Below are 23,935 nucleotides of genomic sequence, written 5' to 3' on the forward strand. Positions count from 1 at the left end.
TCCACCGCATTCACTGATTCAGTTCAAGGGAAGCCGTGCGGTTGAAGGTGTCCATATCCACCTCGCCCATGGCTCGACCACTGACAAAGCCGGTGGTAATGGCACCACTGACATTGACGACAGTCCGGCCCATATCAATCACCGGCTCAATGGAAATTAACAGACCCGCCAGTTCAACAGGAAGGCCAAGAGCCGAGAGCACAATCAGTGCCGCAAAGGTTGCGCCACCACCCACACCGGCCACGCCAAACGAGCCGATAGCGATGGTCACGATCAGAGTGTCAATAAAGCTGAGGCTGGTTGGGTCAATACCCACGGTGGGGGCTATCATCACCGCCAGCATGGCCGGATAAATGCCCGCACAACCATTCTGCCCAATCGTGGTACCGAAAGATGCGGCAAAGTTGGCCACGCCTGCGGAAACCCCGAGGCCCTTCGTCAAAGTCTGAATGGTCAGCGGCATGGTGCCCGCACTGCTCCGGGAGGTAAAGGCAAAGATCAGTACCGGCAGGGTTTTCCTGATGAACCGGATGGGGTTGGCACCCACCATGGTTATCATAATCAGGTGAACCACCAGCACGGCAAGCAGCGCTGCATAAGAGGCAATCACAAACTGAAGCAGTTGCAGTATGTCGGTGACGTTACTGCCTGCCACCACTTTGGTCATTAAGGCCAGAATACCGAAGGGGGTCAGATTCAATACCATCGTCATGATACGCATAACAATGGCGTGGACAGCGTTAACGGTTCGCTCAAAGTGGCGGGGCTCTTCGGGCTGCTCAGAATGGAGACTCAGCACCGCGACACCGATAAAAGCAGAGAAAATCACCACGCCGATAATGGAAGTGCTGCGGGCTCCGGTCATATCCATAAACGGGTTAGCAGGGATCAGGCTGATCAGCATGGAGGGAATGGACAGGTTTTCTATGCTGGTCACCGTGTTTAGCAGCTGCTCCCCGCGAGCCGCTTCACGCACACCGGAGGTAATGGACTCGGCACTCAAACCAAAACCCAGGGCGGAAATAATACCAATGGCGGCCGCAATAGACACGGTGACCATCAGCAATGTCAGAATCCAGCCACTGATCCTGCCAAGGGTGCCAGCACCTTTCAGCTTCAGGATAGCCGAGATCACAGAGACCATGACCAGGGGTACAATAATCATCTTCAACAGACTGACATAGCCGTTGCCAACAATATTGAACCAGTTGATGGACTCGGTCAGGGTCTCAGAAGGGTAACCATAAAAAAGCTGTAAACAGGCTCCGTAACCCACGCCCATACCCAGGGCGATAAATACTTGCCAGCTGAACGGCAGGCAGTGTTTCTGGAAACGGTAGAGCAGATAGAGCAACGCTACCATGATGAAAATATTGGTCAGTACTGCTAAAGACATGGTTCCTGGTCCTTTCCTGTTTCAGGTGCTATCAATGAAGCCCGGTCATTTACCAATCCTGACAGCGAACTTGTCAAACAGCAGAGTCGGCTAGAATAGGCACTGTTGATAAGGATTTACATGGGAGCAAGGAATTTAAGACAACAACCCTGGCAATTGAAACTTAAATATCATGGATACTCATTATCACTCGTCTGTCGGGCACCGGGTTCCTGGTGCAAAACGGATGTCAGAACCTCCATTAGTTGACTCTTCCCGGAACAGTTCTCAACCAGAAGTCGGTCTTGCAGAGAGCCGGATGAGTGCTTCTGCACCGGAAAGGACGATTGGTTCCTATGAAGTACATCAGGTTTTTCCATCAAGCAGAGTGTCAGCGGTTGCATTGCCAAGTCATATGAGTTCGCTGGTTGGTCAGATCGCTCAGCTGCAAAGAATTACGGGAACCGATTTTCATCAAATAGAACGTTATTACAAACATCATGTTCGTATTCCTGTACTGAAAAATATCTTTTCCGAGGCCCGACGTGGCAAGCTTCCTTCGCTTTCTCAGCTTATTGACAACAGAAAGCAGCATATCGAAGGTTTAGGTGCAAAGTTCGGTGGAGTCGTTGGAGAGCCGGTTTATGTTTATCTCCATCTTTTATTATTTTTGCACAATCGGGGAATAACAGGGATTGAGCGTCTGGCACCTTACCATGAGGTCAAGCAATCCCTCATTGAATACTGGAACTTTCTCGTCTGTCCTGAACCTCTTGGGAAAAAAGTTCAAGACCTTGGCAAACAGATTTTAGGCAACTCCTTGCCATCTGAAAATTTGCAGGGTCCCGTTGAGATTAATCCCATGCAGGAAGCAGACTTACTCATCGCTTTTTCTGTCTGTATCGAAACGGTTGAAGAGAGATATTGGCTGGAACATAAGTCAATCAGTCCATCCAGGCTTGCATCCTGCAAAAGAATCAGTTCATCACTGACCAACAGCAATATGCTCAATCTGCTCCATGATTTTCTTTCTCTCAGCCATGGTGGCAGGTCAGATCGCGTGGTGAGGTCATTGCCAGCCAGCGTCGTGCAGTTTTTAGATGTTGAGTTTGGCAACAAAGCATTTATGGCGCTTTTACAGGTTGGCTGATGAACCTAATAATCATTTTGTGGTCAAAGGCGTTATTTAAAGTCTGATTGTTCAGGGTTTTATTCTGAAAACAACGGTACCAACCTATGCCCAGCGCGTCTCTGCCGGTAACAGCGAAGCCGGTTCAGGCAGGCCTCCTGATCGCAGCAGAAGTACATTTAACGGTAGAAGTACATTTAATGGTAGAAGTGTCGCTGGTAAAAGTGTCGCAGGTAAAAGTGTTCGCAAACCGTCAGTCTTATAAAGGTAAAGGCAAAGCCTCCACCCCGGATTATGCCAGGCAACTGGAAGAAGCCTTTTGGCAAAATAAACAGTTACCAAGACGTGTAATTACTGTGGCTGAAGTGCTTACCGCCTTTGGCAATGATACAACGTCGATCAGAAGTGGCTTTTTTCTGCAAAGACTCTGCCTGGAGAATGTGTTGGCTGGCAATAAAAAAGTGACGCCGGATCGGGTCATCCAAGAATTCAACCGAAAACCGGGTCGAAACAATAAGGGCAAATTAGCGATAGCACGCTTTAAGGCAGAGTGTTGCCTGAAGGGCCTGTTGTTACTTGGCCAGAAGGTGACACCGGAGGCGGTGGTTAAGGATCTCCAGGCAATCCAGGCAATGCTTGAGCTGGCGCGCTTCAAAGCGGAATGTTGCCTGCTGGGCCTGGCATTGCATGGTCGGCAAGTAACACCGGATGCGGTGATCAAGGATTATCAGGGAGCCAACGCAACACTGGAGCTGGCACGTTTTAAGGAACTGTGTTGGCAGAAGGGTCTGATGTTGAATGGCAAACCAGTGTTACAGGATGATGTAGTCAAGGAATATCAGGCAGCCAGAGCAATGCGGGAGATAGGGCGCCTGAAGGAGCGATGTTTCCTGAACGGTCTGTCGTTGAATCGCCAGCCGGTCACAGTAGAAGCTGTGGTTCAGGATTATCACGCAGCCGGGGCGACACTGGAGCTGGCCCGCTTTAAGGAACAATGTTGCCAGAAGGGCCTGATGTTAAACGGGCGGCCGGTCACAACGGATGCGGTAGCCAGGGATTACCAGGCAGCCAGCGCAACGCTGGAGCTGGCGCGTTTTAAAGAGCGATGCTGCCTGAAAGGCCTGCTATTGAATGGCCAGCCAGTCACACCGGATCTGGTGGTCAGGGCTTTTCCTGATAGCCATGAAGGCAAATTGGGGATAGCTCGCTTCAAAGAGGAATGCTGCCTGAGGAAGCTGCCATTGCATGGCCAGCCGGTCACAGCAGATGCAGTGATTAGTGACTTTCAGACCATCAAGGCAATGCTGGAGATAGCGCGCTTCAAGGCAGAATGCTGCCTGAGAGACCTGATGGTGAATGGCCAGCCGGTCACAACGGACGCGGTGATTCAGGATTTTCATGCCTCCGGGGCAATACTGGAGCTGGCGCGCTTTAAGTCGCAATGCTACCTGAACCGCCTGCCGGTGAATGGCCAGCCGATCACCGCAGATGTAGTCGTTAAGGATTTTCAAATGGCCGGGGCAAAATTGGAACTGGCTTACTTTATGGAGCAATGTTTTCTGAAGAACCTGCCATTAAATGGCCAGCCAGTCACACCCGATGCGATAATCCAGAGTTTTCAGATGGCCAGGGCAGCACTGGAGCAGGCACGCTTCAAAGCGATGTGCTGCCTGAATGGCTGGCTGTTGAATGACCGACAGGTCACACCGGATGCGGTGATCAAGGATTTCCCGAATAATCCGGAAGGCAAAATGGGGGCAGCGTACTTCAGGGCGCAATGCTGCCTGAAGGCACTACCGGTGAATGGCCAACAGGTCTCAACGGATGCGGTGGTTAAGGATTTCCCGGGCAGTCCGGAAGGCAAACTGGCGATAGCGCGCTTCAAGCAGGAATGTTTTCTGAGGAAAATGCCGTTGTATGGCCAACCTGTTACAGCCGATGCGGTGGTTAAGGATTTCCCGGATAGCCGGGAAGGCAAACTGTCGTTAGCGCGCTTTAAGGAGTCATGTTGCCTGAGCAACCTGCCGTTGAACGGGCAGCCGGTCACTGCGGATGCAGTGGTTAAGGATCTTCGGGCAGTCAGGGCAACGCTGGAGATCGCCCGCTTTAAGGAACGATGTTGCCTGATGGGCCTGACCTTGAATGGCCAGAAGGTCACACCGGAGGCAGTCGTCAAGGATTTCCCGGATAATCCGGAAGGTAGACTGGGAATAGCATGCTTTAAGGAACAATGTTGCCTGAAGGGCCTGAAGTTGAACGGCCAGCGGGTTACACCAGACGCAGTGATTAAAGATTTTCAGGCCACTAAAGCAATGCTGGAGATAGCGCACTTTCAAGAACATTGTTGTCTGAAGGGGCTATTGTTGAATGGCCAACCGGTGACAACCGATGCAGTGATTAAGGGTTATGAGTCCTCTGAAGCAAGGCTGGCTCTGGCACGCTTCAAGGCGGAATGCTGTCTGAGGGGAATGTCGGTTAATGGCCAGCAGCTTACGGTGGATGACGTGATTAAGTATTTTCCGGATAGTCAGGAGGGCAAACTGGGCGTAGCACACTTTAAGGAAAAATGTTGCCTGAGTGGCCTGCTGTTGAATGGCCAGCAGATCACACCGGATAGTGTCGTTCAGGCTTTCCCGGATAATCCTGAGAGTAAAATATCCGTAGCGCACTTCAAGCTGCAATGTTGTCTGACGGGGCTGAGGTTGAAAGGTCAGCGGGTCACACCGGATGAGGTGGTCAAGGGTTTCCCAAATAGTCCGGAAGGCAAACTGGGGATAGCGCACTTCAGGGAGGAGTGTTGCCTGAGGGGAATCGAATTGAATGGCCAACCGGTCACTCCAGATGCGGTAATCAGGGATTTTCCGAATACTTCAGAAGGCCAACTGGGGATGGCGCGCTTTAAGGAAAAATGTTGCCTGAGAGGCCTGCTGTTGAATGGCCAGCCGGTCACGCCGGATGCAGTGGCCAGGGCCTTCCCGAAGAGTCCGGAAGGAAATCTGGGGTTAGTACGCTTCAAGGAACAATGTTGCCTGAGAGGCCTGCTGCTGAATGGCCGGAAGGTCAGCCAGGATGCGGTGATCAAGGCCTATGAACGGGGCAACTGGTTGCTCGAAAGAGCAATTTTTTATGCTCAGCTGGCATTGCATGCCAGTGAAGTGAATGGCAACACCGTGGATAACCAGACGGTATTGGCAGCATTTGATAAAGCCTCCGGGAATCATTCTTCAAGGCAAGCTGAATACCTGATGCAGAGGTTGAAACAACCTCAGTGGTACGATGAAGTCAACGAAGATCAGGAGATCATGCAAACGGCCTGGCAAATCTTAAACAGCGCACCGGCTAAAGATCTCCCGAAGCGGCTGAAATGTGTATTGAAGTTCATGGCGATGCAGTATGAACTGACCATTGATCATCGGAGCGTGTCAGCAGAACAGGTATTGCAATCCATCACAACACTGAGGTGCTCATTTCAGAACTCACGCCTGCATTTTTTCTTCCTGGCACACTGCTATATCACCGGACGGCCGGTTAATGGACGACAAGTCCATAAGAATGAGGTTTTGGAGTCCCTTCAGAGTTTTCCCCGGGGAAGCAACCTGCGCCATGCCCTGGGCTGCTGGTTTGTACAATACAGTTCCGCAGCCAACCTGATGGATGAGTTACTGATCAGACAGGAACATGCCATTGCCCCGGGGCGGACCAATTATAACCGGCGCGGGTATGCAAACCCTGCCTCACCAGCGCCATCCGCCGTCAATCCCGACGGGGCAGCCCCACACCCTGTTCAGCTTCAGGAATACCTCAAAAAAGCAGAAAATACGTCTGCCGCAGTTACCGTCAATGCGGCTCAAACTCTACAGCACGGTTCAACAGAGCGGCCAGCAACAGGTAGACCGGAGTGTTCTGACAATCAGGTTCCGCAGTTAAATGGGCTCACGCTGAAAGCTCTGGCGATTATCCAGGAAATCAACCACTCTCATACCAATCCACCCATCCTGATTACTGGCTCATACGCACGTTTTTTACAGAACCGCTGCTTATCATTTAATGATATTGACATTATCTGCACGACAAAAGTGTCTGCCGAAACGCTCGTTGAAAAACTGCGGGCACTGAATACCGACAAGGATTCAGACATTCCCCAGGGTGTCGTCATCTGGCGAGTCCCGGGGTGTCGGGCGATTAAACTGCCATATGCCTACAATATTGATTTGAAAGACGGTGATCTGGGCATGAAAGCAATGGGGCTCCAGGTTAATATTGATGACAGAGTAACCTATGCCAAGGCAGCGGCCATCCAGGTTGCCGGCGTTGATCGGCCGGTATGGTGTTTGCCGTTTAATGAAGAGATCAAATTACTGAACAATACGCTGGAATACCTCGCTGATAACCTTGATCCACTGACCGAACAATTGCAGCAAGGCCCGGTATTTCACATACCACGCACCATTCTTTTTAATCATCCTGAAAGCACCAATGAGCGTATTTATGGCTTGTTTATGCGCTCCCTGCTGACCCTGAATAAAGCCAGACAGTTCATCGCCCTGCCCTCTGCGGCCCCCCCCCAAAGAACCGGACGACCTGACGAACCTGCTTTATGAACAACAACGCCTTCATGCACTGACGGAGAATCTGCAAATGAAATTGCGTAATCATGTTCGCTGTCATGATTTTGCGCACAGGGTTAACGACTTGCTATTGACCAGTCCGCCTGTGAAAAATTACCAGATCAAGGGGAAGGATTTTATCAAAACACTGATCGCGATGATTGAGCCTGCCAATTCCATCGCCTGAAAATGGGTTTAACCCAAAAATATGCACACATTAGCCATTAACCAAATCTGCTCATATTGTAGGCATTTATGTATTGCTGGCCATCAGATATCAATGGATAGCCTGCTAATCGTGATATACTCCCACGCTTAATTCCTGAAGAAGTTGATAATTAATGTCTGATATTTACCAAACCATGGAAGAGCGGGTCAGCTACGGTATTGGTCGCCAGATGGGTGATCAGCTGGCCTCCAACCCCATCGCGGGCTTATCGATTGATGCGGTTCTGGCTGGCCTTGCAGATGCCCTGAACGGTGTCGAAAGCGCTGTTGCCCACGAAGACCTGCATGCAGCCTTTACTGAAATGCAGACACGCCTGCAGGCAGAAGAAGCGGAAAAGGCTCGGGTGCTTGCTGCCGAAGGTGAGCAGTTCCTGGCGGAAAATGCCAAACGTGAAGGTGTTCAGGTCACGGAATCCGGCCTGCAGTTTGAAATAATGGCCGAAGGCGATGGCGAAAAACCAACCCGTGCCAGCACGGTAAGAACCCATTACCATGGCACACTGATTGACGGAACCGTATTCGACAGCTCCGTGCAACGGGGAGAACCTGCAGAATTTCCGGTATCCGGTGTGATTGCCGGCTGGACAGAAGCGCTGCAAATGATGAGCACAGGTTCCAAGTGGAAGCTGTTTGTTCCTTATCACCTGGCTTATGGTGAGCGTGGAGCCGGTGGTGCCATCGGTCCATACACGACGCTGGTTTTTGAAGTGGAACTGTTGGATATTGTTTCCTGATCGATCAGGGTCTTTCAGATTCCTGTCTTTACCGACAGGGATCTGAACAACTCATCGGTTCTTCGATAACCACTGCAAATGAAATAAATGTTTCTTTTCGAATTTAAAATCAAACTAAAAATAAATATTCATCTATTATGGTACTTTGTAAAAATCGTGAGACCGAAATAACCTGATAAAAGATTTAAAGGTACACTATCGATGAATAATTTTAATTCCTATTTTGGTCAGTCAGGCAGCTATCCAGCGCCCGACCAACTTTCGCAGAAATCAATGCCAGACAGGCCTCAACAACCACCATTTTCACCTGCCTCAAAGACCACCAAGACCGCAAACGGTCTGCCGTGCGCATCAGCCCAACCTACTTCTTTCATGCATCAGGCCACTGCACAGCCAAAGGATGACAGCCCTTCATGTCCGCCCCAGCCGACAAGATCAGTTTGTTATAGAGAAGTGACTCAATATAAACAGACAACCTTTGAGGCTACTACGGAAGAATTACTTAAATTCTGTCCGAATGCTTTACTGGCGCAGGGTTTTACCGAGATTCCCTTTGTTGATGATCTGTTACTGGCATCTCTCCCTGATCAACCAGCTTTGCAAGTGCTGCACACCTCATCCACTGTAAAACTCAATCGAAACTGGCATACACAGCCAGTATCGGCACAAAGGCATTCTTCGGTGGGAGAACCTGACTCTGGTCGCCCCTATCACCAATATCATCAAAGCCATCGCCATCCTCACAGAAACCGGCGTGAAGGCATTTAACCTGTGGTATCCGACAACATCTGAAGATAAGCCTGTCACTTATCTTCAGACTCCAATCGAAAAAACAGAGCAGCTTAATTAATCAGCAGGGACTTTCCTGACATCTCGGCAGGCTGCTCCAAACCCATCAGCGCCAACAGGCTGGGTGCCAGGTCAGACAAAATACCATCCTTCAGCTGAATGCTTTGCGGCCCAGCATACACCAGTGGCACCAGCTCACAGGTGTGGGCAGTGTGAGCCTGACCGGTGGTCGGGTCTTCCATCTGTTCGGCATTACCATGGTCTGCGGTAATCAGGCACTGACCACCGACTTCTTCCAGGGCTTCCAGCACACGGCCAATGCTCGCGTCTACTGCTTCGACCGCTTTGACCGCTGCATTGAAATCACCGGTATGGCCAACCATGTCGCAGTTTGCGTAGTTACAGATGATCAGGTCGTGTTCGCGACTGCGGATTTCCTGAATCAGACGATCGGTGACTTCCGGGGCACTCATCTCTGGCTGCAGGTCGTAGGTAGCGACTTTTGGTGAGGCCACCAGCACTCGCTTCTCGCCATCAAACGGCTCTTCACGACCGCCGCTGAAGAAAAAGGTCACGTGCGCGTACTTCTCGGTTTCCGCAATACGGAGCTGTGTTTTGCCCAGTTTCTCCATGTATTCACCCAGCGTGTTCACCAGTTCGCTGGGCGGGAAGGCACAGGGAGCATTGATGTCCGCAGAGTACTGCGTCAGCATCACAAAACCGGCCAGATCGGCCACACGGCTGCGCTGGAAGCCATCAAAGTCCTGATCAACAAAGGCACGGGTGATTTCACGGGCACGGTCAGCACGGAAATTCATAAATACCAGTGCGTCACCATCGTTCAGCCGGGCTGCTTCAGCACCAAGCACGGTGGCTTTAACAAACTCGTCGTTCTCGTCACGCTCATAAGCGGCTTGCAAGCCTTCAACTGCGGTTGCGGCAGTGAACCCGGCCTTGCCATCGGTGATCAGATCATAAGCCTGCTGGACACGATCCCAGCGGTTGTCACGGTCCATGGCGTAGTAACGGCCAATCAGGCTGGCAACACGGCCAATGCCTTTTTCCTGCAACATGGCATCCAGCCTTGCCAGGGACGATTCAGCGCTGCGCGGCGGTGTGTCACGGCCATCCAGGAAGGCATGAACATAGACTTCTTTAGCGCCACGACGGTCAGCCAGTTCAACCATGGCATGGATATGGTCTTCGTGACTGTGAACACCACCCGGAGATACCAGCCCCATAATATGAACGGCTTTACCGGCATGAATGGCTTTATCGACAACGCTGGTAATCACCTCATTTTCATAGAAGTCACCGTCCCGGATGGCTTTGGTAATGCGGGTCAGTTCCTGGTAAACCACGCGGCCTGCACCCAGGTTCATATGGCCAACTTCACTGTTACCCATCTGGCCATCGGGCAGGCCAACGTCCATTCCGGAACCGGAAACGAAGCTGTGCGGGTTCTCTTGCCACAGACGATCCATTACCGGCGTTTTGGCGGCCAGAATGGCGTTGCTGTCTTTTTCTTCACGGTAGCCGTAACCATCAAGGATGATCAGGGCGGTAGGTGTGCGCTTATCAGTCATGGGTCTTAACCTTGGCGAACGGGAAGGCTGGTGCAGAGGCTGAATGTCTGACTTATCAGCGCGATCTCTTGAACCAACCTTATGGTGAGTGGAATGGTTGGCATTCTACCTGCTTTGCCGCCGGTTTCCAGTGCAATGCCTGCTCTTGAGTGAACAGCGCAAACTCTCACACCAGGGGACGTCAACCGGCGATATCCTCTGGAAGCCTCTGCAATTTTCTGAAACTTTCCGCACAAATATCACCGACAGCGTTTATGGAGTCATTTTAGTTGGCGATAGCTTTTTGTACTAACGCACCGTACATACCAAAAGGCGCACAAAAAGTCGGCCAGCACTTTTTTCCGTCGTCATTCCCTTACTTTCCTGAGACGGGATCAGTATACTTGCCACTTTTCAATTTATAGATTGACAGCTTGTCGGCATGGAACAATTCATCGAGTTTATCATTAACCATCCCCTGCACGTTGGTGCACTGGTGGCGCTGGCCAGCGCTTTGGCCTTTACTGAAATGCGCAAGGGTGGGCAGAGCGTTTCCACCGCCCAGCTGACCCAGATGGTCAACCAGGACCAGGGCGTGGTGATCGACGTTCGGGAAAAGGCAGATTTTGCCAAAGGTCATATCGTCAACGCCATCAACGTTCCTTATACAAAAATCAGGGAGCGTGCCGGTGAACTGGAGAAATACCGCGAAAAGACCATTATTGTGGTGGATGCCATGGGGCAGCACAGCGGCAGTGTTGGCAAAACCCTGAAAACCGAGGGCTTTGCCAATGTGGTCAGACTACAGGGTGGTATGTCCACCTGGGCCTCTGACAACCTGCCAGTGGTCCGAAAATAGGCTCTGGTTGGACAATCTGCACGATCATTACCAAAATGCGATATTCGCTTGGCTCATCATTAGCTCATCAAAAGTAAGGAAATGACAATGGCTGAAAATCATCAGCAGGCTTCTCAACAACAGCAGGCTCCGCAGTTTGCGTTGCAGCGAATCTACACGAAAGACATCTCCTTTGAATCACCAAAGGCCCCTGAGATCTTTCAGAAGCAGTGGCAGCCAGAAGTCAAACTGGACCTGAGCACCAGCAACCGCCCTCTTGAAGAAGGTCTGTACGAAGTGGTTCTGTCCCTGACGGTAACCGTGGAAAACGGTTCCGGCAACAACCCTTCAGATAAGAAGGAAACCGCTTTCGTGACTGAAGTACATCAGGCAGGCGTCTTCCTGGCCAAAGGTCTGGATGAAGAAGAACTGCACCGTACCCTGGGTGCCTTCTGCCCGAACATCCTGTTCCCCTATGCCCGCGAAGCCATCGACAACCTGGTACTGCGCGGCAGCTTCCCTCCGCTTATGCTGGCACCAGTAAACTTCGACGCGCTGTATATGCAGGCCCGCGAACAGCAGTCTGCCAAGCAGCAGCCGGAAGCGGTTAATTAAGAAATAGCTTTTTTTTAAAAGCTTTTAACCACAAAGGCACAAAGACACGAAGTCTTTTGTGCCTTTTTATTGCGTACAATATGGCAGTAAGGCTACAAAGTAACAGTGACAAGCTTTTCCTTTGTGCCTTGGTGTCTTTGTGGTTTAACAACGCTTACCGCCCACCAACAAACCCCATCTGCCGCCAGGCTTCATAAACCATCACCGCCACGGTATTGGACAGGTTCAGGCTACGGCTGTCCGGGAGCATGGGTAATCTCAGTACCTGCTCTTTCGGCAAAGAGTCTAGAATCTCTGCAGGCAGGCCACGGGTTTCCGGGCCAAACAGCAGGGCATCCCCTTCTCGAAAGGTGCAGCAGCTGTAATTACTGGTTCCCTTGGTGCTCAGAGCCAGCACCCGGCCCGGTTTGACGGTTTCCAGAAAACTTGAGTAGTCCGGATGAATCTTCAGCTCGGCAAACTCATGGTAATCCAGACCCGCCCGTTTCAATCGCTGATCATCCAGCTCAAAGCCCAGGGGTTCTATCAAATGCAGACGAAAGCCGGTATTGGCACAGAGACGGATGATATTACCGGTATTGGGGGGGATTTCCGGCTGGTAGAGGACAACATCAAGCATGGGGAGATCCGAATGGTGACAGAGTGGCAATGATAGAGCATCTGGGGGTTAGAGGGCATTAGTTGGATTGGGTTCGCTGACCGCCTCCCAAAAGCTATCCCCCTCATCAGAACATAATAATTAGCACACACCGCACCCATGAAAACCGAAGTGCAACACGTTTTACTGTGATACAGACCACAAAATACTTGAGTATTTCCCTGTAATATTTAAAAATCAGATTTAAAAATAGTGACTGACCAAATAACTACAATGTGAATGGATGCCCTACAATAAAAGGCTTTAGTCAGATAATAAATATTAGTAAATGTAGATTCGAGAAGTTTTGTGACTGGATTTGTGGAAATTGTGAATTGTAATGGTTGAGAGTAATAAGTTGGGTTTGCCCTGACAACTATCCACCATTAACACTTCCTGTTTTCCATTCACTAACCGGATAATGCCATATAAGAACTTAAACACAGGCAAATGGCAGTTGATGACTGCAAGGGAGAAAAATAATGAAAACATTAAAGACATTGGCTCTGGCAACAGCAGTTTCTGCGGGGTTGTTGGGGTCTGTTGGCGTTATGGCTGCTAATCAAGGTTCTTTAGGGGCCAATTCAAATGGTGACTTTGATATAACTCTTGTTCACGCCAGTGGGGTTCGAATTTGGGGTCTGGAAGATTTCACTTTTGATACTAACGGTGATGATTCAACTCTCCAGTCTAGTAACAAAGACCTTTGTATCTTTACAAATGATGCAACATCTTCCACTGATGGACAATACGACATAATCGCCACTGGCAGTAGCTTGACGCTATCTAATGGCGTTCCTGCTGACGCTCTGGTCTATAAAGTTGAATTCAAAGACTCTAATTCGAGCACAGGTTCCTACAACACTCTGATTGATAATGGTGCTATAAGCGCACAAGTTGGATCTCTTAATGCGGGAAACCTGTTTGATCAGCCAAATCCTGCTATTGACACCTGCTCTGCACCAAATGCAAATGTCAAAGTTACTATCGACCCTGACGGTGCTCCATCCGGTACTTACACTGCCCAAGTATTTTTGACTGTGAGTCCAAACTGAGTAACGGAAATCAGGGTCACAGAGACCGGACTTATTAGATCTTGATTCTTAAAACAACGGTAGGCCGGTTCGCTGGCCACGTTCCCACCCAGAGAGTGGGGGCGAGAATATAAACCCTGATGTCTCTGTGCGCCTGCCAGATATGTAGGGCTGAAAAAATTGGAGCCATTTTCAGCATATTTATGGTTAAACAATCAGGATAAAATCGCCCATTATGCGTCGTTGGAAGTGCATCGTTAACTTGCTTTACGCATTCTCCATGTGCGCTGTCAGTCACATGGCATTTGCCAACGCCCCTGTTTTTCTTGCTGCCACCAACCCACCCGCCGGGTTTGAAGATCTCAGCAGCACCCAGCAATCCCTGGTGGATATCTATTTCGGCAACCGCTATATCGGTTCCCAGCTGGCCTCGTTCAGCCCCGGCATTATTGAACTGCCCAACCCCACCGAGCTGGTGCGCCAGATCGGTAATCTGAATGACCCTACCCTGATTGTCAGCACCCTGACCGGCGAACTGAACAGCCATAGTGATCGGGTGTGCCTGAATGATTCATCACAAAACTGCGGTATTCTGGAAACGCCGGTGGCCGGGGTCATCTTTGATGAGTCCCGCTTCCGTGTGGATATATTCATCAATCGTCGTTTTATGCTGACCCGCGCCGCCGATGTGCGCAAATACCTGCCCCCTTCCGATGCGGGCTTTGCCCTGATGCAGAACTTTTCTGCGGCGGTTTCCGGCTCCACAGCCGAGGGCAGCGATAACAGCTATACCCTCAATGGCCTGACCATGGCCGCCTGGGAGGAGAACAGCCTCTACTGGAGCTGGGACTATGCCGATACCAGCCACTTCTCTGTCAATCAGCTGTACGGCCAGCGGGACTTTGAAGGGATTGAATACAACGCTGGTCTGTTATCCACCAGCGGTTTTGGTTTCAACCTGACCTCTGACCAGCCGATGGTCGGCCTGCGTATTAACAGTTCCAACAATACCCGGGAAGACCTGGACTTCTCCGGTGGTATGCCGGTGACCGTGTTCCTGCCCACCCGTGGTCGGGTGGAAGTGCGCAAGGATGACCGACTGATCGACAGCGAGTTCTTCGAAGCAGGTTCCCAGCAGCTGGATACCAGCAGCTTTCCCAGTGGCGCTTACGATATTGACATTCGTATTCTCGATGAAAGCGGCAATCTGATCACCACGGAAACCCGCTTCTTTGCCAAACAAAGTCAGATTCCACCCAGCGGCGAATGGCTGTTCTTTATGGAAACCGGCCGGGTGGTGAACCGTCAAGTGGATAAAGCCCTGCCAGAGCTGACGGAACAATGGCTGACCCGCGCTGGAGCCAGCCGTCGGGTGCTTGATACTCTGGCCGCCACAGGTGCGGTGGCCATCAATAATGATGATGCCCTGATGGAGTTCGGGCTTTACCACTTTGGCTACCGTTATGAGATCTCACCATCGCTGATGCTGGCGGATAATGGCAGCAAGGGTTTTACCGTCAACAGTCGTCTGAATCTGGGAGACTTATCCCTTTCAGGCAACTATCGTCGTTTATGGCACAATAAGTCACTGACTGATGATGTTGATGATGGCAATAACATCCCCGGCCTGTTTGGTAACGCCTTTGAGCAGCACTCGCTTTCCGCTTCCATGCCCCTGTTCGATGGCAGCCTGGGCTACCGTTACAGCCTGAACCAGGGCTTTGACGACAGTAATGACCCGCTGGACCCGACCCGTACTCACAGCCTGGACTATCGCCGTACCCTGTTCCGCACCTTTGATTACGATGGCGATATGACCCTGAGCCTGGGAAAATCCAGCGATACCAGAATTGGCCTGGTCAGTTTCAGTTTCCGTTATCGCGATGACCACTGGGACTTCCGGGCCACACCACGGGCTGAGATCAGCAAGCGCGATGGGGTAACTGACCGTTCTGAACGACTGCGGATTTCTACCTCCTGGGATGATGGCGATCTGCTGGATGGTGATCTGCGGTTTAATGCCGGCCTTGAAGGCGGCACCGGTGATGAACGTTTGGATAGCAGCGTGCAGTACGCCAACCATTATGGCCGGGCCAGCTTCAGTGCCAGCCATACCAGGAGCAGTGACAGCAGTATCACCTCCTGGGGTGGCAGTATGAGCACCAGCTTCCTGACCGATGGTAAAGTGTTTGCCCTGGGTGGTGAAGAGCGTGCCGAGAGCGCCCTGGTGGTGAATCTGGATGGCCGCTCCGGTGATGTATTTGACGTCAAGGTAAACGGCCAGCGTCGTGGTTATGCCATTGCCGGTTCCCCATCCATTATTGCCCTGTCACCCTACGAGCAATACCGGGTCAGCCTGAGCCCGGCCGGGGAGACTCTGTACAGCTTTGATGAGCGGGAAAAAACCGTGACACTCTACCCTGGCAATGTGGTGACTCTGGATTACGAGGCCATTCCCCTGCAACTGCTGTTTGGACGACTGCTGTTTAACGGTCAGCCATTGGAAGGAGCCCGCATTAACGGTGGCCTGTTCCCCGGCAGTACCGATGATATCGGTATGTTCCAGCTGGAAACCCGTTCCGATGTGGGCAACCTGCAGGTAGAGCTGCACAATGGCTGGCTCTGTCAGCTACCGGTTAAACCACTGGATGCCGGTTATGTTTTGCAGATGGGCACCATCGATCTTGCTGACGCCCAGTGCGCACCACTGCTGGAGGGGCAGCTGGCGATCACCAAACGGGAAGAGGTCAGCCAATAAGCAGTAGGCAGAATGGATTTTTGAGGAATAATGCAGCACACTACTGATGTGATACAACTGGTTTACCATAGAATCAGTCATATCCGTCAGACGTTAAAGTAATAAAATAAGGCTTGGCTATCTTTTCCTTCCATGCGAGTGAAGTGGTGGCACTGGTAGTATCGGTTATGTTGTATGATGTTTTCTCGATCGCTGTGAAGCGCCTCCCCCCTGTTGTTCTCTCTCTATGGGTACCTCACTCCGTTGCAGGGTTGGAATGCGCCCTGTTTGGCGGAACCGGTGTACGCTGCACTGACGTAATTGGACTGGAAAACCAGGAAATCACAATTCAGAGCGAAGAGGTTATCAATAACACTACCGTGATTTACGGTGAACAGCAGTACTGTATTCTTTCCTATACAAGGCCCTTTGGTAATGATGATATCAACGACCGGAGTCGCTTACCATTTGATGTTCAGGTGGATGGCGATGCGGCCGATGACGATTTTGTCTTAACAAATGGTGATAATACCTTGCCGGTTGCTTTTCAATGGCGTGGTGGTGCCCCGGTAAGTGGTGCTTCCGTTTGGGAAGAGCCCGGTCCGACAAATCTGACTTCGGATCAGCAAGGTGCCACCTCCTGTGATGATCAGCCATTTTCTCAAGCATGGGTTCGCTTTGAGCTGCAATCTTCCGCACTGCAAAGCGTGCAGCCCGGCAGTTACAGCGGCCGCTTTTCGGTTGATATTGGCCAGGGCCCAACGGGCTACCATTCAGATGTTAATTTCACGGTAAACCTGCCGACCCTGGTTAAAATCAGCGGGTTGGATGATATGGTGCTGACCGGCCGGGGCAATAATCGCTACCGGCAGGAAGAGCCCTTTTGCGTGTTTGTTTCAGGGGGCGGTGATTATCGTATAAAAGCCAGCGGTGGTGCAGAAGCAAATGCCCCCTTTCTTCTTTCTAATGGCAGTAACACCATTCCCTATCGGGTTCGTTTATCCCGCAATGGGTCCAACCTGAATACCGTCAATCCCGGAGTATGGCTGGATGCAACGGGCAGCAGCAGTTCTTTGAACTGCAATGGTGGTAACAATACTAAAGTGAGGATAGTGGTGCAGGATAACTCGGTCAATGGTAAGCCAGCCGGAGTATATAAAGGCACGCTTTATCTCACCGTTGAGGCTTCCTGAGAAGGCTGATATGAATATCAGGCTCATCCCTCTGCTCTCGAGATTCTCCCCCGGACACAGCCAGCAAAAATTCGAACACATCCTGAAAAAATTCTTATTGGTCAGGCATTCTTGAGATAAAATCGAAAGGCACGTTTGTTGCGTGAAGCACTTTAACAGAGCAAATCACCGGTTCTTTTCTTCGGATCTTTCCGCGTAAATTTTACAGATACTTTCTGGCGCAGCATTCAGTGGCAGCTGTTATGCAACTGAGGCTGTCGCAAAGACAGATCATGCAGCGGCTTTTGGCGAAGAAGATAAGTCGGTATTTGTGGACATCATCAATGCCTGGCAGTATTTCGGGATTGTATGCGTATTTTTTTATGCCTGTTTTTAGCCCTTATACCTTTACAGGGGATGGCTCTCTTTCTTTTTGAACAAAATGCCTACTCAGCCAATCTGGGAACTTGGAATGGGGGTGATTTGGAGGGCCAGATTGCCTTTAGGCTCCAGTCCTGCTTTGCCGGGCCATTTTGTTTAACTTTTGTTCCATATTCCCTGAGTGCATCCGGTTTTGGTTTTAGATGGAACGGCAACGATGTTGATGATGAAAATGTGAAGCTCGAAAGTGTTGTATTTACTCAGGGAGGCAACTCTGCAAATCTTGTGGATGGCGGTAATAAAGGGCCCTTTAACCCGGGCACTGGTCGTCTGGTGGATGCTCAGTTGCGTGTTACCGTGATGGCTGCTGCGCTGGAAAGTGCGCTACCAGGAACCTATCGGGCTGCCATGAATTTGAGAGGCTGGGAGATGACTATTATACCGAATGAAGCGACTACCCGCTTCGATCTTGAACTTGTAATCCCGCCACTGTTCAAAATTTCCGGCCTTGAGGACATTCCCCTTACCAGTGATGGAGATAACGATGCTGACAGTGGCTACCGTCAATTTTGTGTATTCAGCCAGGGAGGCGGAAGTTTCACACTAAGGGCCAAGGGTGATGGCGATGATAAGTTTGAGCTTAACGGTCCAAACGCAGAAACCATCGACTATGAAATTCATATGCGTGCAACTGCTTCACCAGAAAATGGGCAAATAATAGCCCCCAATACCTCCTATAGTCGATGGAATGGCTCTCCCAACCTCAACGACCATCTCAACCAATGCACAGGCTAGGAGCCTGTCCGAGAATAAGAATTTTAACGCAGGCTCATCCGTCCTTTTTTGGATCTGATCAAAAAATAATCGAAAATCAGGCGTTTTTTGATCAGATTTTACGTTTTTTGCCCTTCCTCTTACCTTGCCCGGATCCTTGTTCGTACCACTACACCGGCTCCGGAACGGGCAGTCCCTGCAGGTGTCTTTACTGACACGATAGCTCTTCGTTTTGGCTGTGCTGGCCGAGTTATAAATAAGCTGTTTACCAGCAGGACAGGTAAAACTGTCGTCTGCTTCGCTATAAATAAAATCGGCTTTGACGAACTTCCTGTCTGAGTTTTCCAGCAGCTCTTTCGATGGTTTTTCCCTACGATCAGTAGCCACATAGGCATCAATGCCCGCTTCGTCATCTGCCTGCAGGTTTGGGCCGGAATAATAGCCGTTGTCCTTACTCATCTTGTCGATCACCGCATTGTCAGTAGCTTCTGCAATGTCGGCCAACGCTGGCTTTACTTCCTGTTTATCATTGGCATGTTGACTGACGTGCTGGCCAACGATGATCTGGTTATCGCTGTCAACGCTGATCTGGGAGTTATAACAATACTGATAACCAGTGCTGTTCTTACCCATTATCCGGGCATCGGGATCGGCAAAACTGATTTGTTTTTTGTCGTCTATTGGTTTATCAGGATTCAGTGCCAACTCTCGTTCTTCAAGGGCTTTTTTGGCCTTCTGGATTTTTTCCAGCCGTTCCTGTTTGAACTTCAGATCTTCCGGGATGCCGTATCCGGTCTCCTGCCGGTATGCCTGATCTTCTTCTTTGTCACTGGTTTCAGCCTTTTTTATCAGGGCTTCAACCTCGGCCATTAGCTCTGCTTCTTTGGCTTTCAGTCGCCCATAACTCATGGCCTTGTGCTTTGATGTATTGGCTTTGAATTTGGAGCCATCCAGAGCAATGTGACCCAGGGAAGCCATCTTCAGCTCCCGGGCGAGCAGCACGCTCTGCTTGAAACTGCTATGAAAGAAAGCAGATTGGTCTTTACGGAAATCGCTCAGTACCCGGAAGTTTGGGCAGAGCTGTTTGGCGATATACATGAAAGCCAGATCCTGGTTACAGCGTCGTTCAATCTCTCTGGAGCTGAAAACACCATGGCTGTATGCGTAGATCAGGATCGATATGATCAGTCGTGGATGATAGGCATTCTGGCCAAGGTGGTGATACTGCTTCTCTACTTCTGAAGTGTCGATGTGTCTGAAGATATCCTCAAACACAAAGCAGTCGTGATCAGGTGGTAACAGGTCGAAAATGTTCGTGGGGAACATGAGGTGCTGATTAAATTCAGCAGGGCTGTCTTTGAATTTTGGGGATGACATCCGTTTCAGTGGTGCTTTGAGTAGTCTGAGCGTGCCTGATTTTACCTAATCAGGCTATTCTCGGACAGGCTCCTAGGAGGCTGTCCGAGAATAGACTGCCCTACTGCGGTGGCAGCAAATTGGTCTAAAAAGTCGGAAATTTTTAGTAAATAGAACCACTATTCACTAAAAATTTCCGACTTTTTATCCTCAATTTTCTGCCATCCTCGCTACGGGCGCTATTCTCGGACAGCCTCCTAGCAAGGACCAGTTTGCAGGAACTCAAGGGCAAAACAACCGGTCAGTGGCAACAGACAGTGACAAGTCAAATGATCAGGGAGTTTGCCGACTTTCGTAACGACCCGGCTGAAGCCAGCTGAAAAATCAGTCATTCAAGCAATTTCAGGGTTAACCACTATGAATCATCCAGCCCCATCAACGACATCTGCCTATCAACCTGCGGTGACTTTTACCCCTGTTGACAGTGCCTCCGGTCAATCAGCAAAGGGCAAATTCAAGTCCCGTCAGATAGCGTCCAACTCAGAGGTGCAGCAACTGATCAGGAGTGAAGAAAAGTTGTTCCAGTTGCGCAAGCAGCTCAGTCTGCTGGAGAACAAATTTGCTGTCTGTCTAAACCAGCAGGCACCTGCATCCGTCGGGCCAAGCAGTCAGCGGCCGGAAACCTACACGACCATAACCCCTGTCAAGCCGTCGTCTACCTTGCAGGTACCACAGACCTCAACCATCAGCTCCGGTACCGCCATCACGCCATCAGCTACTGAACTGTCAGGCAGCTCAATGGCAGTGACCACGACCACTGGCAACGTCACGTTAGTACAGCCCGCTGTGGATAAACAGCTGGCAAACATCACCCGGTCTCTCACCGACAGCGCCAAAGCCATCACCCGGCTGTTCAACGAGGAGATTGAGGCAACCCGCAACCAGACACTGACACACATCCAGCAATTACCCACTGCTAATCAACAGCAACACAGCATTCAGAAACGGATCGCGCTGGGTGACGGACTCAACAGCTTCAAGGGACAGTTCAGCGACCACTTTCTTGATATTTTTCAATTAGCCCATAATGCCAGCCAGTCAATACGCTTAATAGCAACGGATGATGACCGGTCAACCCTGTCAGCCAGTGTCGGAGTTACCAGTACCCTGATCTCCAGCTTTCAGAATATGTACACGGCCATGGATAATCTTCGCCTGCAGCTGTTTGTTGACGCCAACTATATCGACAGCAAATGGACTGAGACCAAACGGCTTACCGGAGGAGACAGCAGTCAACCGGAGGCAACTGACAACCATGACAGGAACGCTTTGGCTGGAGACAATCTGGCCAAAGCCATCAAACAACAACCACCGTCACAATCCCCGGACAGCTTCGACCGATTTATCGGGGATATGGGCCTGTTACTGGAAAGTCAGGACAAAATCCGGCAGTTGCACCAGACAGAGACTGAATCGGCAACCTCCAGCCCAGTGGTCCGCCAGCAGGAACAGCTGTGGGCAGCAGCCACGAAGTTTACCCGGGCCGAGATCAGCCGGACGCTGATTGCCGACCCGCACAGAGCCCACAATCAACGGGTGCTAACCGATATTCTGCAGCGGGAAAAAGGGCTGTTTATTGATGGCCTCCAGCAAATCCACCTGGACCACAGGGGCCGACTCCCCGGTGAGGTCACCCGGGCAGAGGCGGGCCGGGATGTACTCTTTCTGCCATCTACCTTCCTTGATGTTATTCGCGACCCAGATAGCTACCGCTCAGGCCGCCTCAAAAAGCCCGCAACAGGCCAGGCATCTTCAGCCGGGCAAAACCAGCGACCGATAGTGTACAGCCGGGCAACACCACGGTGAGCCTTGGGCAGCCAGATACAGGCCATATCAGCAACACCCGGAATTATCGATTGACAACAGCCACCATCAAACAGTTCGCGGACAAGGCCCGGCTCAACCAGTCACGATTCAACCAGGGCATCGCCGGGGCCTACCAACAGGCACTGACACAGGTAAGCCAGTTGGCGGCTGCGGACACAAACCCCGGAAGTATCAAGAAACGTATTATCCTGGGTGATACCCTGAACCGCCTCAACAACCTGTTCAGTGAAAGTTTTCGTCGTATATTCCAATCTGGCGACCAGTCCATGAACACCCTGTCGTCACTCACCGGTGATGATACCCAGCCAATCATTAACGGCAAAGCGCTTATCCGTAGCCAGTTGACCGATACATTTACCAGCATGTACGCCACACTTCACGATGTTCGTCTACAGCTGTTTTATGCTACAGGCTATAGCGATAAGCAGACACTGAGTCCGGATAACATACGACAACTGGCGAACGGCACCGATGATCGCACGGGCAGAAAACCACCGGTTCCAACCCACCTGCTTAAGGTACTCTTGCAACAGCCGGTTGCATCAGAACCTGAAGACTTTGACCTGTTCATTACCGACCTCACGCTGTCGCTGGAGGGTCGGGATCAGCACAGCCAACTGCAACAGGCTGAAACAGAGTCAGGTACTGACAGTCCGGTGTTACAGGCACGAGAGAGCCTCTGGTCAGCAGCCATGAATACCACGTCCAGCCAACAGGGCGATGGTGATCTGTCGGCCAAACCGGACAATCATCCGTTACTGGACACGGTCTTGCGCCAGGAGAAAGAGCTATTCATTGATGACCAGCAAAAAGCCTATCTGCGCAACCATGGTCATGGTGCCGATGAAGGAGCTCCCGGTGAAGACGGTCAGAATGTACTTTATCTGCCTTCTACCTTTATGGATGTAATCAAAGATCCGGATGGCTATCGTGCTGCGCTGCCAAACCCGGTAAATCCACAACCCGCAAGCAGCAAGAACCAGAGTCACCCCAGAAAGCGCCGGGACCTCTCCGGGCAGCCCGCCATCTCAGGGGCAAGCCAGCATAAGGGCATGCTGGCAGGCGCTGTGCAAACTCTGGGTCAGCTGGCTGGCTATCTGAATCCGTTGTCACAGCAGGGCAGTGCACCACCGGAGATTACCGGCAATCTCCAACAAAGCAGCAACGCCATCCTGAACTACCCGGTTGCCAGCACCCTGATACTGACCAATCTGCTGGCCGCCAAAGTCAGTGGCCGCCCGGCATTGCCTCCACGGCTCACGGCTGCGGCAGATACCAGGCAGATTGGACAACGACTGAACGCCACAAACCCGATGGACCATCTGCCAGCAAAGACCATTCCCCTGACCAGAGAGCTGGCCAGCGGCAACTATGATAAAGCCCATTCCGGCTTTATGAAGCGGCCACTGTCTGAACAACTGGAGCTGCTGGTATTGCTGGACAAACAGCCGGATCACCTGGGTCAGGACTCTTGTTCCGAACCGCTGCGGCAATTACAGGCCGATGCCCGCAGCCTGGCTGCCGCCAACTCTGGCGAAATTGGCACCCGGACACCTGACTGGCAGAGCTTCAGGCTAAGCCAGAGAGCCTGGCAACTGTTTACCCACCTGCACGACACCAGGGTGGAAGCCTTTGGTGAAGCGCTCAACCAGCAGAAAATTACCGAACGAATCATCCGCGAAGGGATTGAGCAAAACCAGGACAATGCCGACTATCTTGGTCAACTGGTGGTGCAGTTGCTGCCGCACCGGACCAGCGCCAGCGAACAGGCCAACCTGATGGCAACCGGCACCGAGTCCATACCGACCGTGGCCGGGCTGCACCGGTTTACCACTAAGGGTATTAACGACATACTCAGCAGCTATCGCACCATCAAGTCGCTGGTCAGCGAAAAATTCCCACAGCTGTTTGGCAACACGGTCAAAGATCCCCAACTGCAAAATGAATTAATCGCCCAGATAGCACGCACCAGTCTGCTGGAATTACGGGGCAAAACCACAGCGGATGGCTGGCAACAGGTGGTCAGGGACAATATGCTGGCAGAGTTCGAGGAGTGGCTTTGAGCCAGAGACCCATG

17 protein-coding genes are annotated in these 23,935 nt (G+C 51.2%); 13 read left to right on the forward strand and 4 right to left on the reverse strand.

Annotation, left to right across the window (positions count from 1 at the left end):
- Positions 1 to 10 precede the first annotated feature (10 nt).
- Positions 11 to 1,396, reverse strand: coding sequence for an L-cystine transporter (locus tag O3276_RS11195; RefSeq protein WP_269675691.1), 1,386 nt, complete (start codon positions 1,394 to 1,396; stop codon positions 11 to 13).
- A 226-nt stretch (positions 1,397 to 1,622) separates the two neighbouring features.
- Here O3276_RS11195 and O3276_RS11200 point away from each other — a divergent pair, with 226 nt between their 5' ends.
- From O3276_RS11200 to O3276_RS11220, 5 genes are all read left to right on the forward strand, one after another.
- Complete coding sequence (locus O3276_RS11200) at positions 1,623 to 2,525, forward strand: hypothetical protein (protein ID WP_269675692.1); 903 nt, start codon at positions 1,623 to 1,625, stop codon at positions 2,523 to 2,525.
- An 86-nt stretch (positions 2,526 to 2,611) separates the two neighbouring features.
- Positions 2,612 to 7,105 (forward strand): hypothetical protein, encoded by a 4,494-nt coding sequence (locus O3276_RS11205; protein ID WP_269675693.1) that lies wholly within the window; start codon positions 2,612 to 2,614, stop codon positions 7,103 to 7,105.
- 37 nt (positions 7,106 to 7,142) lie between these two features.
- On the forward strand, positions 7,143 to 7,298 hold the full coding sequence (locus O3276_RS11210) for a hypothetical protein (RefSeq protein ID WP_269675694.1): 156 nt from the start codon (positions 7,143 to 7,145) through the stop codon (positions 7,296 to 7,298).
- A gap of 154 nt (positions 7,299 to 7,452) precedes the next feature.
- Positions 7,453 to 8,073 (forward strand): BamJ family beta-barrel-assembly machinery protein, encoded by a 621-nt coding sequence (locus O3276_RS11215; protein WP_269675695.1) that lies wholly within the window; start codon positions 7,453 to 7,455, stop codon positions 8,071 to 8,073.
- Positions 8,074 to 8,274: 201 nt separating this feature from the next.
- The gene (locus O3276_RS11220; protein WP_269675696.1) at positions 8,275 to 8,841 is read left to right on the forward strand and encodes a hypothetical protein; all 567 of its coding nucleotides are present in this window, start codon (positions 8,275 to 8,277) and stop codon (positions 8,839 to 8,841) included.
- 74 nt (positions 8,842 to 8,915) lie between these two features.
- Here the strand turns inward: O3276_RS11220 and gpmM are convergent, their stop codons facing one another.
- Positions 8,916 to 10,448: a 2,3-bisphosphoglycerate-independent phosphoglycerate mutase gene (gene gpmM, locus O3276_RS11225; protein ID WP_269675697.1), complete on the reverse strand. Its 1,533-nt coding sequence runs from the start codon at positions 10,446 to 10,448 to the stop codon at positions 8,916 to 8,918.
- Positions 10,449 to 10,869: 421 nt separating this feature from the next.
- Between gpmM and O3276_RS11230 the strand changes: the two genes are divergently transcribed.
- Both O3276_RS11230 and secB read left to right on the forward strand, forming a co-directional pair.
- Complete coding sequence (locus tag O3276_RS11230) at positions 10,870 to 11,286, forward strand: rhodanese-like domain-containing protein (protein ID WP_269675698.1); 417 nt, start codon at positions 10,870 to 10,872, stop codon at positions 11,284 to 11,286.
- An 87-nt stretch (positions 11,287 to 11,373) separates the two neighbouring features.
- Positions 11,374 to 11,880, forward strand: a complete 507-nt coding sequence (gene secB, locus O3276_RS11235; protein WP_241693370.1) for a protein-export chaperone SecB — start codon at positions 11,374 to 11,376, stop codon at positions 11,878 to 11,880.
- A 154-nt stretch (positions 11,881 to 12,034) separates the two neighbouring features.
- Here the strand turns inward: secB and trmL are convergent, their stop codons facing one another.
- Complete coding sequence (gene trmL, locus O3276_RS11240) at positions 12,035 to 12,499, reverse strand: tRNA (uridine(34)/cytosine(34)/5-carboxymethylaminomethyluridine(34)-2'-O)-methyltransferase TrmL (RefSeq protein WP_269675699.1); 465 nt, start codon at positions 12,497 to 12,499, stop codon at positions 12,035 to 12,037.
- A gap of 500 nt (positions 12,500 to 12,999) precedes the next feature.
- Here trmL and O3276_RS11245 point away from each other — a divergent pair, with 500 nt between their 5' ends.
- From O3276_RS11245 to O3276_RS11260, 4 genes are all read left to right on the forward strand, one after another.
- Positions 13,000 to 13,572, forward strand: a complete 573-nt coding sequence (locus O3276_RS11245; RefSeq protein WP_269675700.1) for a hypothetical protein — start codon at positions 13,000 to 13,002, stop codon at positions 13,570 to 13,572.
- A 214-nt stretch (positions 13,573 to 13,786) separates the two neighbouring features.
- A complete protein-coding gene (locus O3276_RS11250) occupies positions 13,787 to 16,309 on the forward strand; it encodes a TcfC E-set like domain-containing protein (protein WP_269675701.1) in 2,523 nt (840 codons plus the stop codon).
- Positions 16,310 to 16,422: 113 nt separating this feature from the next.
- Positions 16,423 to 17,481, forward strand: a complete 1,059-nt coding sequence (locus tag O3276_RS11255) for a hypothetical protein (RefSeq protein WP_269675702.1) — start codon at positions 16,423 to 16,425, stop codon at positions 17,479 to 17,481.
- 348 nt (positions 17,482 to 17,829) lie between these two features.
- Positions 17,830 to 18,636, forward strand: coding sequence for a hypothetical protein (locus O3276_RS11260; RefSeq protein WP_269675703.1), 807 nt, complete (start codon positions 17,830 to 17,832; stop codon positions 18,634 to 18,636).
- Here the strand turns inward: O3276_RS11260 and O3276_RS11265 are convergent.
- Positions 18,538 to 19,992 carry an IS1182 family transposase gene (locus O3276_RS11265; protein ID WP_269675704.1) on the reverse strand — a complete coding sequence of 485 codons (1,455 nt, stop codon included), beginning with the start codon at positions 19,990 to 19,992 and terminating at the stop codon, positions 18,538 to 18,540. The genes O3276_RS11260 and O3276_RS11265 overlap by 99 nt on opposite strands.
- 396 nt (positions 19,993 to 20,388) lie before the next feature.
- Between O3276_RS11265 and O3276_RS11270 the strand changes: the two genes are divergently transcribed.
- Both O3276_RS11270 and O3276_RS11275 read left to right on the forward strand, forming a co-directional pair.
- Positions 20,389 to 21,837: a hypothetical protein gene (locus O3276_RS11270; protein WP_269675705.1), complete on the forward strand. Its 1,449-nt coding sequence runs from the start codon at positions 20,389 to 20,391 to the stop codon at positions 21,835 to 21,837.
- The gene (locus O3276_RS11275; RefSeq protein WP_269675706.1) at positions 21,834 to 23,921 is read left to right on the forward strand and encodes a hypothetical protein; all 2,088 of its coding nucleotides are present in this window, start codon (positions 21,834 to 21,836) and stop codon (positions 23,919 to 23,921) included. Before O3276_RS11270 ends, O3276_RS11275 begins: the two co-directional genes overlap by 4 nt.
- The last annotated feature ends 14 nt before the right edge of the window (positions 23,922 to 23,935 follow it).

The sequence above is a fragment of the Endozoicomonas sp. GU-1 genome (genome assembly GCF_027366395.1).
Taxonomy (GTDB): Bacteria; Pseudomonadota; Gammaproteobacteria; order Pseudomonadales; family Endozoicomonadaceae; genus Endozoicomonas.